At 54.7% G+C, this 13,641-nt stretch carries 14 protein-coding genes, 2 tRNA genes and 1 pseudogene; 13 read left to right on the top strand and 4 right to left on the bottom strand.

What is annotated here, in order from left to right; all coding sequences use genetic code 11:
• Positions 1–36: 36 nt before the first annotated feature.
• Both ACOYNV_RS21000 and ACOYNV_RS21005 read right to left on the bottom strand, forming a co-directional pair.
• Positions 37–390 carry a hypothetical protein gene (locus ACOYNV_RS21000; protein WP_422901763.1) on the bottom strand — a complete coding sequence of 118 codons (354 nt, stop codon included), beginning with the start codon at positions 388–390 and terminating at the stop codon, positions 37–39.
• Positions 380–1,675: an Arm DNA-binding domain-containing protein gene (locus tag ACOYNV_RS21005; RefSeq protein ID WP_422901764.1), complete on the bottom strand. Its 1,296-nt coding sequence runs from the start codon at positions 1,673–1,675 to the stop codon at positions 380–382. The genes ACOYNV_RS21000 and ACOYNV_RS21005 overlap by 11 nt, the downstream gene beginning before the upstream one ends.
• A 343-nt stretch (positions 1,676–2,018) precedes the next feature.
• Here ACOYNV_RS21005 and ACOYNV_RS21010 point away from each other — a divergent pair, with 343 nt between their 5' ends.
• From ACOYNV_RS21010 to ACOYNV_RS21060, 11 genes are all read left to right on the top strand, one after another.
• Positions 2,019–2,195 carry a hypothetical protein gene (locus ACOYNV_RS21010; RefSeq protein WP_422901765.1) on the top strand — a complete coding sequence of 59 codons (177 nt, stop codon included), beginning with the start codon at positions 2,019–2,021 and terminating at the stop codon, positions 2,193–2,195.
• Between the two features lie 251 nt (positions 2,196–2,446).
• A tRNA-Val gene (locus ACOYNV_RS21015) sits at positions 2,447–2,523 on the top strand.
• A 55-nt stretch (positions 2,524–2,578) separates the two neighbouring features.
• The gene (gene thrS / locus ACOYNV_RS21020) at positions 2,579–4,495 is read left to right on the top strand and encodes a threonine--tRNA ligase (protein WP_422901766.1); all 1,917 of its coding nucleotides are present in this window, start codon (positions 2,579–2,581) and stop codon (positions 4,493–4,495) included.
• A 26-nt stretch (positions 4,496–4,521) separates the two neighbouring features.
• Positions 4,522–5,043 carry a translation initiation factor IF-3 gene (gene infC / locus ACOYNV_RS21025; protein WP_422901776.1) on the top strand — a complete coding sequence of 174 codons (522 nt, stop codon included), beginning with the start codon at positions 4,522–4,524 and terminating at the stop codon, positions 5,041–5,043.
• Positions 5,044–5,142: 99 nt separating this feature from the next.
• Positions 5,143–5,340, top strand: coding sequence for a 50S ribosomal protein L35 (gene rpmI, locus ACOYNV_RS21030; protein WP_422901767.1), 198 nt, complete (start codon positions 5,143–5,145; stop codon positions 5,338–5,340).
• 11 nt (positions 5,341–5,351) lie between these two features.
• On the top strand, positions 5,352–5,711 hold the full coding sequence (rplT, locus tag ACOYNV_RS21035) for a 50S ribosomal protein L20 (RefSeq protein WP_422901768.1): 360 nt from the start codon (positions 5,352–5,354) through the stop codon (positions 5,709–5,711).
• A gap of 66 nt (positions 5,712–5,777) precedes the next feature.
• The gene (gene pheS, locus ACOYNV_RS21040; RefSeq protein WP_422901769.1) at positions 5,778–6,824 is read left to right on the top strand and encodes a phenylalanine--tRNA ligase subunit alpha; all 1,047 of its coding nucleotides are present in this window, start codon (positions 5,778–5,780) and stop codon (positions 6,822–6,824) included.
• 25 nt (positions 6,825–6,849) lie between these two features.
• Positions 6,850–9,225 carry a phenylalanine--tRNA ligase subunit beta gene (gene pheT, locus ACOYNV_RS21045; protein WP_422901770.1) on the top strand — a complete coding sequence of 792 codons (2,376 nt, stop codon included), beginning with the start codon at positions 6,850–6,852 and terminating at the stop codon, positions 9,223–9,225.
• A 12-nt stretch (positions 9,226–9,237) separates the two neighbouring features.
• The gene (locus ACOYNV_RS21050; RefSeq protein WP_422901771.1) at positions 9,238–9,540 is read left to right on the top strand and encodes an integration host factor subunit alpha; all 303 of its coding nucleotides are present in this window, start codon (positions 9,238–9,240) and stop codon (positions 9,538–9,540) included.
• Positions 9,524–9,883, top strand: a complete 360-nt coding sequence (locus ACOYNV_RS21055) for a MerR family transcriptional regulator (protein WP_422901772.1) — start codon at positions 9,524–9,526, stop codon at positions 9,881–9,883. The genes ACOYNV_RS21050 and ACOYNV_RS21055 overlap by 17 nt, the downstream gene beginning before the upstream one ends.
• Before the next feature lie 38 nt (positions 9,884–9,921).
• A tRNA-Pro gene (locus ACOYNV_RS21060) sits at positions 9,922–9,998 on the top strand.
• A gap of 186 nt (positions 9,999–10,184) precedes the next feature.
• On the opposite strand, the gene ACOYNV_RS21065 is transcribed toward ACOYNV_RS21060, so the two are convergent.
• Together ACOYNV_RS21065 and ACOYNV_RS21070 are read right to left on the bottom strand one after the other, a co-directional pair.
• Complete coding sequence (locus ACOYNV_RS21065) at positions 10,185–10,334, bottom strand: hypothetical protein (protein ID WP_422901773.1); 150 nt, start codon at positions 10,332–10,334, stop codon at positions 10,185–10,187.
• Between the two features lie 104 nt (positions 10,335–10,438).
• Complete coding sequence (locus tag ACOYNV_RS21070; RefSeq protein ID WP_422901774.1) at positions 10,439–10,747, bottom strand: DUF2325 domain-containing protein; 309 nt, start codon at positions 10,745–10,747, stop codon at positions 10,439–10,441.
• Between the two features lie 198 nt (positions 10,748–10,945).
• On the opposite strand from ACOYNV_RS21070, the pseudogene ACOYNV_RS21075 reads away from it, so the two are divergent.
• Both ACOYNV_RS21075 and ACOYNV_RS21080 read left to right on the top strand, forming a co-directional pair.
• Positions 10,946–11,257, top strand: a pseudogene (locus ACOYNV_RS21075) (putative transposase); the annotation flags it as partial.
• A gap of 18 nt (positions 11,258–11,275) precedes the next feature.
• A complete protein-coding gene (locus ACOYNV_RS21080; RefSeq protein ID WP_422901775.1) occupies positions 11,276–13,459 on the top strand; it encodes a carboxy terminal-processing peptidase in 2,184 nt (727 codons plus the stop codon).
• The last annotated feature ends 182 nt before the right edge of the window (positions 13,460–13,641 follow it).

Here is a 13,641-nt window from a genome sequence, read left to right on the forward strand (position 1 = left end):
CACATGCTTATAAATAATTACAATGACAAAAGGGTGTTAAGTTGAGAGCATTGGGACCCAACCTGGCGGGATAGTCTCGAAGAGATTCAGCGTCGGCACCGGAAGTTCGAGCAACTGCAGCTGAGTAATCTGCACGCTATCGTTGGTTGCCGGCACCTCGCCCTCCATGTCAAGCGAGGCCAGACTTCCGGGCACTAGTCGGAAATCAACCTTATCGGAAGTCCATTCGACGGCCAGTTGGGCCTGCTCGTGGAACAGCATGGCGCGATTCTGATACCCGTTGCCACTACGGGGATACCGTTCAATTGAAACAACCCGGAATATATTCGGCAACTCTTCGCCTGAAATAAGGGGGATCGATTCACCAACACGAGTCGGATTAATTTCCATGAGCCATCTCCTCATTCTCTCTATCAGCACGGGTGATCTGTGCCAAAAACCCTTGGCTAGCCAGCAAATGCTCCATCGCCGATCCATCGCGCCGTGTCAGGTTGGGCACATAGCGCGAATAGACGGTAAACAGCATCTTGGTCGAGGTGTGTCCCATCTGACGGCAAATCCATTCCGGAGCCTCGCCGGATGCCAGCCAGAGGGTGGCTGCCGTATGCCGTGTTTGGTAGGGTCGGCGAGCCTTTAGGCCAAGCCCTTTGAGGGTCGGGTGCCAGATACGATTGGCGATGTTGTGACGACTCAGCGGCAGGCCGCTACTGGCACAGAATACGAACTTCGATTCAATCGACGCCGTCATCGCCTGTTGCTGACGCAGCGCAGCTACGACTGGGGCGGATAGCTCGATTGTACGTTGCGACCCTGGCGTTTTGGGCGTATCGAGCTCTCCACAAACCCAAACTTCCTCAACGAGTATCTGTGACCGTTCGAAATCCACCCGATCCCAAGTGAGTCCCAACAATTCCGACGTGCGCAGCGCCGTCAAGAAGGCCGTCGTGAAGTAAGGGCGATAGGCGTCTGGAAGGTAGGCCAGTATCAACTTCACTTCCGTCAGGGAAAAGGGATCGATATCCGTCTTTGAGACACGCAGCGGTTTGATCCCGCGATAGGGCATGGTAAAGTCGAAACGGTCGGCGGCTTCAACGAGAATCTGACGCAAGATGTTCAGAATCCCGTTGGTCCGGGCGGGTGATAATCCTTGGCCTTCGCAGAAGTCTTTGGCGAGATGCGTGCGAAAAGCCAGAATGTCTGCCTTGGAGATGTCGCCGACCCTCCGTCCCTTGAACCGGGGATCAAGATGTTTGATCAGAATGTCAGTCACCTTCTGCCGGGTAGAGCGCTTCCAGTCAATTTCCCGCTCTGTAAACCAGAGATCCGAAAAGGCCGAGAACAGGGGAGTTCCCCCAATCACTACAGAAATGGGCTGACCGATGTTAGTCATCGCGCGCGAGGCCGCAACCGCGCCAGCAACAATTTCTTCCTGCGTCGGAGGGGTAATGAGCACAGGTGACTCAAACAGGTCGGCACGCTTGCTGTTGGGGAAATAGCTCCGATATGAAAAAGTTCCGGCCTGGATTTCCTTTTCGATTTTATGCATGGTGGCTTGCATACGTAGGGTGTTCCCCTTTGTTGTAGGCAGAGTTGTCAGTTCCCGACAGCGATTGCCGAGATAGCGAAAATCGAAATACAGAGTATCCGATTCCGGTCGAACTCGGACGCTACCCATGACAAACACCTCCACTAGCCATCGGTATAGAAGAAGTGCGCTGGTCCAGATAGTCAATCCGGATAGCATCCCATATGTACATGATGCGACGAGAGCCTGGGAGGCGGACGTAATGTGTCCCCTCCAAAAACACCCGGTTTTTCAAATATTCATTGATATAACGAGCCTTGTATGGAAGTTCCTCAGAAAGCTGAGTTGCGGACATGTAAGTAGTCATGATTTCTCCAGTTGTCATTAAGGTATATTGTCAGTTTGTCTGACGTTCTTACTGTAATTCATAAATTGGTATTTGTCAACCTGTTTAACAAATGGGATGATCCGGTTTTGTAAAGCGGGTCTTCTGATGAAAAAGAATGCGGGTTCAAAGCAATTGGCTGTGCGGGTCGAAGATGAGTTACTGGTAGCAATCGATAAAAAGCGGTTGGAGATGGCACATGCCCAAGGCACGATCCCTACGCGATCTGATGTGGTAAGAGCTGCGATCGAGAGATTTTTGAGCGAAACGCCAGCAGTGAAGTAGCGTTGTGTGCCCATCAATATGTAGAGTGGTGTTCAGTGCGCGCTTAATTGAAAATTGTTGGTAAGAAATTTTGGGCACAGAACGGGCACTACTTGGGCACAGAATGGGCACAGAGCATTTTCTCACTTGTTCTTGCGTCTCATTGGTGTCTTGGATAGATGCTTTTATTGAGCCAAAAATTGTTGACTTGCCATGCTACGCCCGTATAATTCGGCCTTCTTCGAAGTCGCGCGCTGCTCAAGCGGCAAAGAAGGCGCGTAGCTCAGCTGGTTAGAGCACCACCTTGACATGGTGGGGGTCGTTGGTTCGAGTCCAATCGCGCCTACCAAACAATTAAAGCCAGAGCGAGTCTCTGGCTTTATTTATTTCCGGGGTCGCACAATATGCTGGTCATTACTCTGCCTGATGGTTCTCAACGGGAATTCGCGCAGCCAGTCTCGGTTGGCGAAGTGGCTCAAAGCATTGGCGCAGGTCTGGCGCGTGCTGCACTGGCTGGTAAAGTTGATGGTCGCCTGGTCGACACTTCGTTCCGCATCGATCACGATGCCCAGCTTGCCATCATCACCGACAAGGATAGCGAAGGCCTTGAGGTCATTCGGCACTCGACGGCTCACCTGCTGGCCTTTGCTGTCAAGGAGCTTTTCCCGGAGGCGCAGGTTACGATCGGCCCGATAGTCGATAACGGCTTTTATTACGACTTCGCCTACAAGCGCCCCTTTACTCCTGAAGACCTCGTCGCTATCGAAAAGCGCATGGGTGAGTTGGCCAAGCGTGAGATCCCCGTAACACGCGAAGTCTGGAAACGCGATGACGCAACCGCTTTCTTCAAGTCAATCGGCGAGCACTACAAGGCCGAGTTGATTGAGGCGATTCCTGAAGGCCAGGAAGTTTCGCTCTATCGCGAAGGCAATTTCGTCGATCTGTGCCGAGGCCCGCACGTACCCTCGACAGGCAAGCTCAAAATATTCAAATTGATGAAGGTGGCCGGCGCCTACTGGCGCGGCGATCAACGCAACGAGCAGTTGCAGCGCATCTACGGTACGGCTTGGGCGAAGAAGGAAGAGCAGGACGCTTACTTGCACATGCTGGAGGAAGCCGAAAAGCGCGACCACCGCCGTCTTGGCCGGCATCTCGAACTTTTCCACCTGCAGGACGAGGCGCCAGGAATGATCTTCTGGCACCCGAAGGGCTGGGCGATGTGGCAACAGATCGAGCAGTACATGCGCCGCGTCTATCAGGATAATGGTTATCAGGAGGTGAAGTGTCCGCAGATTCTCGACCGTACCTTGTGGGAAAAATCCGGTCACTGGGAGAATTTCAAGGACAGTATGTTTACCACTGAGTCGGAAAAGCGCGAATTCGCGATCAAGCCGATGAATTGCCCTGGCCACATTCAGATTTTCAACACCGGGCTGCGCAGTTACCGCGACTTGCCGCTGCGTTATGGCGAGTTTGGCTCCTGCCATCGCAACGAGCCTTCGGGTGCGCTGCACGGCATCATGCGCGTGCGCGGTTTCACGCAGGATGATGGCCACATTTTCTGTACCGAAGACCAGATCCAGACTGAAGTAACGGTCTTTAACGACCTCGTGCGAAAGGTCTATGCCGACTTCGGTTTTCACGACGTTAAGGTCAAGCTGGCATTGCGCCCGGAAAAGCGTGTTGGTTCGGACGAAGTATGGGACAAGGCCGAGCTTGCGCTGCGCGAGGCACTGAAGGCTTCCGGGCTGGCGTGGGAAGAACTCCCGGGCGAAGGCGCCTTTTACGGTCCGAAAATCGAGTTCCATATCAAGGACGCCATCGGTCGCTCCTGGCAATGTGGCACGGTGCAAGTAGACTTCTCAATGCCGCAGCGTCTCGGCGCCGAATTCGTCGGAGAGGACAACACGCGACACACCCCGGTCATGCTGCATCGCGCGATTCTGGGTTCTCTGGAGCGCTTTATTGGCATTCTCATTGAGAACTGTGCTGGCGCCATGCCTTTGTGGCTTTCACCGGTCCAGGTGGTTGTGCTGAATATCTCGGAAAAGCAATCCGACTATGCCGAGCATGTTGCAAAAACGCTACGGAGTAATGGTTTGCGCGCTGATGCTGATTTGCGCAACGAGAAAATTACCTATAAAATACGCGACCATAGCTTGAACAAGCTGCCGTACCAAATCGTTGTAGGTGACAAGGAAGTTGCAGCTAATCTGGTTGCCGTGCGTACACGCGGTGGTCAGGATCTAGGGCAAATGACGCTCGAGGTACTGATCGAGCGACTTCTCGGTGAAGTCGCTTCGCGAAGTGGCACGGCTTAATTTTTTTCAGCACAAGGAGCGGAACCATCGCACTGCAAAAGGCTCAACGCGTTAACGAAGAGATCAACGCACCGGAAATTCGACTGGTAGGTGAAGAAGGCGAGGCGCTCGGAATCACGACCGTCCGACAGGCTCTACAGTTGGCCGAGGAAGCAGGGGTTGATCTGGTTGAGATTGCTCCGATGGCGCAACCTCCAGTTTGCCGAATCATGGATTACGGAAAATTCAAGTACCAGGAACAGAAGCGGCAGCATGAGCAAAAGCTCAAGCAGAAGCAGGTTCAGGTCAAGGAGGTCAAGTTCCGGCCAGGTACCGACGAAAACGATTATCAGATCAAGCTGCGGAACATGACGCGCTTTCTGCAGGAAGATGACAAGGTCAAGGTTACTTTGCGCTTCCGCGGTCGTGAGATGGCTCACCAGGAGATTGGCATGCGCCAGATCGAGCGGATCAGAACTGATCTTCAGGAAGTTGCCGCAGTCGAGCAGATGCCCAAGATGGAAGGCCGCCAGATGGTGATGATTCTGACGCCGAGCAAGAAAAAATAGTTTCAGTAGTTTGCAGTTGCAGCACCCACAAGTGGAATCAGGTCAAAAGAACTCCCGTCGGGGGACACCTGCTTGCATGATTATAAATAGGAGCATTCAATGCCCAAAATGAAGACCAAGAGTGGCGCCAAGAAGCGCTTCAAGGTCAGCGCGAGTGGCCGTATCAAGCGCGGACAGGCGTTCAAGCGCCACATCCTGACCAAGAAAACCACCAAAGCCAAGCGTCAGTTGCGCGGCATGACCGGAGTGCATGACTCCGACAAGGCCATGGTTCGTTCCATGCTGCCTTACGCTTAAGGAGATTAAAGATGCCCCGAGTTAAACGTGGTGTAACGGCGCGCGCGCGCCATAAGAAAATTATTGCACTGGCCAAGGGTTACCGCGGTCGTCGCAAGAACGTATATCGCATCGCCAAACAGGCGGTGATGAAAGCTGGTCAGTACGCCTACCGTGACCGCCGTCAAAGGAAGCGTCAGTTCCGTGCGCTGTGGATTGCTCGTATCAATGCAGCCGCTCGTGAACTTGGCCTGAAGTACAGCACTTTCATGAATGGCCTGAAGAAGGCGCAGATCGAAGTTGATCGCAAGGTTTTGGCTGATCTGGCTGTTTTCGACAAGCCTGCATTTGCCGCTCTTGCCTTGCAGGCCAAAGCTCAACTCGGCGTCTAACTGAACGGTTTTTAGAAAAGGGAGGCTCGCGCCTCCCTTTTTTTCGGTGAAGTGTTAAACATACTCATGCAAAACCTCGACCAAATAGCTCAAGAAGCTGCCGTCGCTTTCGCGGCGACTGATGACCCAGATGCGCTTGAACAAATCAAGGCGTGCTACCTTGGTAAAAGTGGTCAGATTACCGAACTGCTCAAGGGTATGGGCAAGCTATTGCCCGAAGAACGTAAATCGCGGGGGGCTGCGATCAATCGCGCCAAGGAAGCCATTGAGGCATCACTCAATGCTCGCCGTGAAGCGATCCGGCGCCTGATGCTGGAAGCACGCCTGGCCGAAGAATCCCTTGATGTCACCCTGCCCGGCCGTGGCGAGTCACGCGGTGGACTGCACCCGGTAACACGCACGCTGGAGCGAATCGAAGGACTGTTCCGCTCGATTGGCTTTGAAGTCGCCGACGGCCCGGAGATTGAAGCCGACTTCCAGAATTTCACTGCACTGAACACACCCGAGGATCACCCGGCGCGTTCAATGCACGACACCTTTTATTTGCAGGATGAAAACGGCGAGGTTGCCAAGGATATCCTGCTGCGTACGCACACCAGTCCGGTTCAGGTGCGCTACATGCAGGCACACGTGGCGAAATACGCCCACCTTGAGACGATGCCGGAAATTCGCATCATTGCGCCTGGACGTGTCTATCGTGTTGACTCCGACGCGACCCACTCGCCGATGTTTCATCAAGTTGAAGGGCTCTGGATCGGTGAGAACGTGAGCTTTGCCGACCTCAAGGGGGTTATTGCCGACTTTCTGCGCCGCTTCTTTGAAAGCGACGACCTGCAAGTCCGCTTCCGTCCCTCTTTCTTTCCCTTTACCGAGCCATCAGCCGAAATCGACGTGGCGTTCATGAGTGGCCCGCTGAAGGGTCGCTGGCTGGAAATCGCGGGCTGCGGCATGGTGCATCCTAACGTGCTGCGCCACGTTGGCATTGATCCGGAAAAGTACATTGGCTTTGCCTTCGGCATGGGGCCGGATCGCCTGACCATGCTGCGTTACGGGGTCAATGACCTGCGCCTGTTCTTCGATGGCGATCTGCGCTTCCTGCGCCAGTTCGTTTGATCGCTTTTGGTGATATGGATTATCAATGAAATTCTCTGAATCCTGGCTCCGCAGCTTTGTAAACCCAGGCGTTTCGGGCGACGAGTTTTCTCATCTCCTGACTATGGCCGGCCTCGAAGTAGAAGAGGAGCAAAGCGTTGCACCGTCTTTCGACAAGGTCGTCGTTGCCCAAGTGCTTGAGGTCAATAAGCATCCGGATGCCGATCGACTGAACGTCTGCCGTGTCGATATCGGCAATGGTGTGCATCAGCAGATCGTCTGTGGTGCACCAAACGTTGCTCCCGGTCTCAAGGTGCCTTGCGCCCTGCCCGGTGCCAATCTGCCTGGCAACTTCAAGATCAAGGTGGCCAAGGTCCGTGGCATCGAGTCCTCCGGCATGCTTTGCTCCGCCAAGGAACTTGGTATTGCCGAAGACGCCTCCGGTCTGCTTGTCCTGCCCGCCAATGCGCCGGTTGGCCAGGATATCCGCGATCACCTTGATCTTGACGACCGTCTGCTCACTCTAAAACTCACCCCAAACCGTGCGGACTGTCTTTCACTGACTGGCGTTGCGCGTGAAGTCGCAGCATTGACCAGTACCCCTGCGGCTTACCCCGAATTTATTGAAGCACCGGTCAGCATCTCCGCCAAACGCCAGATCTTTCTGGATTCACCCGAGGCTTGCCCCCTTTACTGTGGCCGTGTGATTGCTGGCGTCGACGCCAGAGCCGCTACACCCGACTGGATGAAGCGGCGCCTGGAGCGTAGCGGCATCCGTTCGATTTCCGCGCTTGTCGACATCACCAATTACGTGATGCTTGAATTGGGCCAGCCACTGCACGCCTTCGACAATACAAAACTCGATGGCGCCATCCATGCCCGCATGGCACGGGCAGGTGAAAAGATTCTGCTGCTCAATGAGCAGACGCTGGAACTTCAGGATGACGTTCTGCTGATCGCCGACGACAAACGCCCGGTCGCGATGGCCGGGATCATGGGCGGCGAAGACAGTGGCATTACGCTTGACACTACCGAAATGTTCCTCGAATCGGCGTTCTTTGCCCCCAAGGCGATTGCTGGCCGCGCCCGTCGCTACGGCTTTGTCTCGGATGCCTCGCACCGTTTCGAGCGCGGTGTGGATTTTGGCGGGACACGGCGAGCACTCGAGCGAGCGACCCAACTCATCCTCGATATCTGCGGTGGGCAGGCTGGATCATTGTGTGAAGCTGAAGCCACGCTGCCCGAAAGACAACCCGTTCGACTGCGTCCAGCGCGTGTCGCCAAGGTTCTGGGCGTTTCCTTTTCTGCAGAGCAGATCGGCGAATTGTTTGCGCGTCTCGATCTTGTCTTCAAACCCGATGGCGATAACTTCCTTGTCACGCCACCGAGTTATCGCTTCGATATCGAGATCGAAGAAGATCTGATTGAAGAAATCGTCCGCCTGCACGGGTACGACAATATTCCGGCTACCGCCCCGCGCGCCATGCTGTCGATGCTACCGCAAACAGAGGATGTGCGGCCCTTGAGCCGGATTCGTCAGATATTGACTGATCGCGGTTTCCAGGAAGTCATTAATTTTGCCTTCGTCGAAGAGGCTTGGGAAACCAATTTCTCTGCAAATACTTCACCGATTCGCTTGGCCAACCCAATAGCCAGTCAGATGAGCGTGATGCGCTCATCACTTGTTGGAGGCTTGGTAGCCAACGTCGTCACCAATCTCAAGCGCAAGCAGAACCGCGTTCGCGTATTCGAGACTGGCCGCTGCTTCTTCCGCGACACAGCGGGCATTCCGGTTGAAGGTTTCAGGCAACCCTGGAAACTCGCCTGCCTGGCATACGGTAGCGCCCTCCCGGAACAATGGGGGAATTCTTCACGCAATGTTGATTTCTTCGACATCAAAGGTGAAGTCGAACTGCTTCTCGCACCGACCATCGCACGCTTTGAGAAGGCGGATCACCCTGCCCTGCATCCGGGTCGTAGCGCGCAAGTGATTGTTGATGGGCAGGCAATCGGTTTCCTCGGTGAACTGCATCCACAATGGCTACAAAAATACGATTTGCCGCTGGCTCCTGTCGTATACGAGATTGATCTGGACGCAGTAAAACTTGCCAGATTGCCAAGCTACGCTGAGGTTTCACGTCAACCCCTGGCCATCCGCGACCTCGCCATTGTGGTTGATCTCAAACTTGACTTACAGCAACTCGTTGACGGCATGGAAGCCAATAGACCGGCCATCATTCAGGACATTCGACTTTTCGATGTATACACCGGAAAGGGGGTAGAGGCCGGGGAAAAAAGTCTTGCATTCCGTATAGTTATGCAAGATACTCAAAGGACTTTGCAAGACGCGGAAGTCGATGCCGCGGTGCAACAATTGATCAATTATTTGCAGCATGCCTTCGCGGCACAGCTTCGCGTCTAACAGGAAAAAGACATGACGCTTACCAAAGCAGAACTTGCAGATTTACTGTTTGAAAAAGTTGGCCTCAACAAACGTGAGGCCAAAGATATGGTCGAAGCCTTCTTCGAAGAAATACGTAATGCGCTTGAGCGCGGTGATGGCGTAAAGCTCTCGGGGTTTGGCAATTTCCAGTTGCGTGACAAGCCACAGCGTCCAGGTCGAAACCCGAAAACCGGGGAGGAAATTCCGATCACCGCACGGCGCGTCGTTACTTTCCATGCCAGCCAGAAGCTGAAGGGTGAAGTGGAACTCTCATACAATGGAACCGAGTCTTAAAGATACCGATAAGGAGCCTTTGCCGCCCATCCCGGCCAAACGCTACTTTACCATTGGAGAGGTCAGCGAACTGTGTGGCGTGAAGCCGCACGTCCTGCGCTATTGGGAGCAGGAATTCACCCAACTCAAACCAGTCAAGCGTCGCGGCAACCGTCGTTATTATCAGCATCATGAAGTACTGCTGGTGCGCCGTATCCGGGAACTTCTCTATAGCCAAGGCTTCACCATCAGTGGCGCACGCAATCGTCTGGATGATGCGATTACCGAAGCAAAACCTGCCGTTTATTCACCCGAATTACTTCGTGGAGAGCTACTCAACATCGCAGAATTGCTTAGAACCTAAGGAAATCAATCGATATCTGGGTTATAATCCAAAGCTGTCGGGGCGTAGCGCAGCCTGGTAGCGCACTTGCATGGGGTGCAAGGGGTCCCGAGTTCGAATCCCGGCGCCCCGACCAATAGAATCAAAGACTTACGGCCACTCATAAGGTGGCCGTTTTCTTTGCAAGATACCGTTTTACGCCGCGCAAGTCTCCTCGTGAAGTTGGATTACCGGGGCAGGGGACGAAAGGTGCTTTTTACCCGCCTGCGCGTCAAATTCCAGGCAGTTGACCCTGCCGAGGTGTTCGTGCGCTACAACCCTCTTACCGATGTTGACCCGGACGCAGCCCGAGGTCCTGTTGCACCCTGGGGTACTGCTCGAAGTCGACTTCGAACACGCGCATCGGCGCGGTTTCCGGTGTGTGGTTGTGCTCCGTTATGTGGTGCATGATGTTGCGATTACCCGATAACATCACTGGCAGCCTCTTTTGCCTCGGAGCAACGCTTTGCCGAGGGAAGCGCTGCTGATCTTCATGGTGTCCTATGGCTGAGCCTGGTGCGAGCAGGCTCAGCCGACCTACTGAATCCGCAGACGCGAATCGTCGTTGTCCTTGAAACGGGCGATGGCCTGGTCAAGTTGTCCGATCGATCTGCGGCTGAAGACAACCGGCAGATCGAGTTCTTCTGCCACGCGACGCATCTTGGTCGCCAACCCATGATTGACCTGATCGACCATGATCACGACCAGCCTCGTACCTGACGGAATTGTGCGGTGGCATTCGCTATTCTTGCGCCCGGTCCAGTGCAGGACGGGGCCGAAGCCCTGCGCCTGAAGAAAGTCCTTGTAGGAATTTACCCGGTCACCGCCGACGATAAGGGTGGTCATGTTTACTCCCTGTTTGCTGATTTGATAGGTGGAATCTAGGGCAGGGGGCGAGCCAGCAAAACGATTTTATTGATCAATCGATATTTGCGATGGTCATATTTGCTTATGCATGATATCTGCTGTGGGTGAGCGAAGTACCCAGGTGTTGAGTCTCAAGCAGCGGGCTGAACGGTTGTTGCCAGAGCAACACTCTATGTCGATGGTCACAAGCGGGTTTATAACGGAGCGCAAAGCAAGCTACCGCGCCACTACGTCGTCCGGCAAAAGCTGTGTTTGCGCGCCACCGTGGATTTCTGGGTGAACGCCATGGACGGCCAGCCCTTCTTTGCCATCAACAAGGTGGTCGACCCGGGACTGGTCAAAGTGATCGAAGAAGACATCGTGCCCCGCCTGATGCGCGAGGTACCATTTCCTCACCGGCCGCCAGTACTGGGGCAAGCAGCAGCGCCATCTAATGACGTGAGGCATGGAACGTCAGGATCGGTTTCAGTGTCTCAACCAGTCAGTTGAAAACTTCAGGAAGCACCCATGAAAATGAAATTGCTGTGGATCCTATTTGTCTTGGCAACGGCAGCGCAAGCCGCATCGCCCGGGTTGGAAGTGCCACGTTCACCGGAGTTGGTGCCAGCGCAGCAACAGGGGCAGGCGGCTCATATGGCATCGGAACTGCTGACCCGTTTCCACTACAAAACGGTCCCGCTCGACGATGCCTTGTCCGGAAAAATATTCGACAGCTATCTCAAGTCGCTTGATCCCGACAAGCTCTTTTTTGTTCAGGCCGACATTGACCAGTTGGCTAGCGTTCGGAGCAAACTTGACGATGCGATCCTCAAGGAGAACCTCAGCATTCCGTTCGGTATTTTCAACCTTTATGCGCAACGTTTTGCCGAGCGATTTGCCTATGCCCGCAGTCTGCTCAAGGAGGGTTTTGATTTCCGGCAGAAGGAAAGCTATCAATACGCACGGGAAAAGGCCGCTTGGCCGAAGTCCGAGGATGAAATGCACGAGTTGTGGCGCAAGCGGGTGAAGAACGACTGGCTACGGCTCAAACTCGCCGGGAAAGACGACAAGAGTATCGTCGAGACGCTGGACAAGCGTTACGACAATTCACTGAAGCGCATCAGCCGGGTAAAGAGTGAAGACGCTTTTCAGACCTTCATGAACGCCTACACCATGGCCATCGAGCCGCACACTAACTACCTGGGTCCACGCGCCACCGAAGACTTCGACATATCGATGCGACTTTCCCTGGTCGGGATCGGTGCGGTGCTGGCCGACAAGGATGGCTATACGACGATTCGGGAACTGGTGCCCGGGGGGCCGGCGGCCCTCTCGGGCCAACTCAAGATCGGCGACCGTATCCTCGGTGTTGCCCAAGGACAGGGCGCAGCCATGACCGATGTTCTTGGCTGGCGCCTGGACGAAACCGTGGCGCTGATTCGCGGCACGGCCGATACGCTCGTCGTGCTCGACGTGCTCCCCGCCGAGGCTGGCCCGGATGGCAAACACACCTTGATCTCACTGGTCCGGAAAAAAATCACTCTGGAACAGCAGGCCGCCAAGAAATTCATCCTTCTCGTGAAGGAAGCGGAGGGCGTTCGTCGTATCGGCGTGATATCGCTTCCCACCTTCTACCAGGATTTCGAAGCGCGAAAAAAAGGCGATCCGGATTTCAAGAGCGCAACGCGCGATGTGGCCCGTCTATTGGACGAACTGAAAAAGGAAAAAGTCGACAGCGTACTGATCGACCTGCGCAATAACGGTGGTGGTTCCTTGACGGAAGCGGTTGAACTCACCGGCTTGTTCATCGGCAAGGGGCCCGTGGTACAACAGCGCAATGCCCGTGGCCAGATCTCTGTGGAGAGCAACAACCAGGCCGACGTCGCCTGGGATGGCCCACTCGGTGTGCTGATTAACCGAAGCTCGGCCTCCGCGTCCGAGATCTTTGCCGCCGCCATTCAGGACTATGGCCGTGGATTGGTGATCGGCGAACCCAGTTTCGGCAAGGGCACCGTACAAACCATGATCAATCTCGACCAGATCGCCAAAAACGACAAGCCGAAATTTGGCGAACTGAAATTGACCGTTGCCCAGTTTTTCCGCATCAATGGCGGCACCACGCAACTGCGTGGCGTCAAGCCGGACATCGTGTTTCCCTCGTTTTCCGATGCCGAAAGCAGCGGTGAATCCAGCTTTGAAAATGCACTCCCCTGGGTGCAGGTCAAGGCCGCTGACTATTCGCCGGCTGGTGACTTGAAGAACGTGGAGCCAATTCTACGGGCAGACCACGCATCCCGCGTAAAGAAGGACAAGGACTTCCAATACCTGCTGGAAGACATCGCCGAATTAAACCTGCAACGCAAGACCAACCAGCTCTCGTTGAATGAAGACGAACGGCGCAAGGAGCGCGATGCTCAGGAAGCCCGGCAGACGTTCCGCGAGGCAAGGAAAGGGGCTGAAAAAGTCACCCACGATAAGGTGCCTGGTCAGGAAACCGAGTCGGGGAAGAGCGCCGTGTTTCGCGATGATGGCCTGCAGGCGGACGAACGCAACATCACCAGTGATCTGGCGCTGGAAAAATCGCGAAAAAATGCCAAGGACGTGTTGCTGAACGAAGCGGCGAATATCCTCAGTGACGAAGTGGGTCTGTTGAAAAACAAGGCCGGACTGGCGGCCCGCAACAAGGCGGGTTCCCCGTTGCTTCCCAATTGATAAGGGTGCGGCCATGGCATGCGCCTTCCCGGCAAGCGAGCGGGCGCAGCCAAGGTTGCTTCCTGCAAGGCGCGTGGATAGGCGATCTTCAGGCCATGCCTTGGAGATCCGCATGAATACTGGCTCTCAGTGTGCGCGGCGCCGTGAAACTACCATGAATTCGGCAACTTGAAAGTGCCAGT

The sequence above is a fragment of the Propionivibrio sp. genome, assembly GCF_049316945.1.
Taxonomy (GTDB): domain Bacteria; phylum Pseudomonadota; class Gammaproteobacteria; order Burkholderiales; family Rhodocyclaceae; genus Propionivibrio.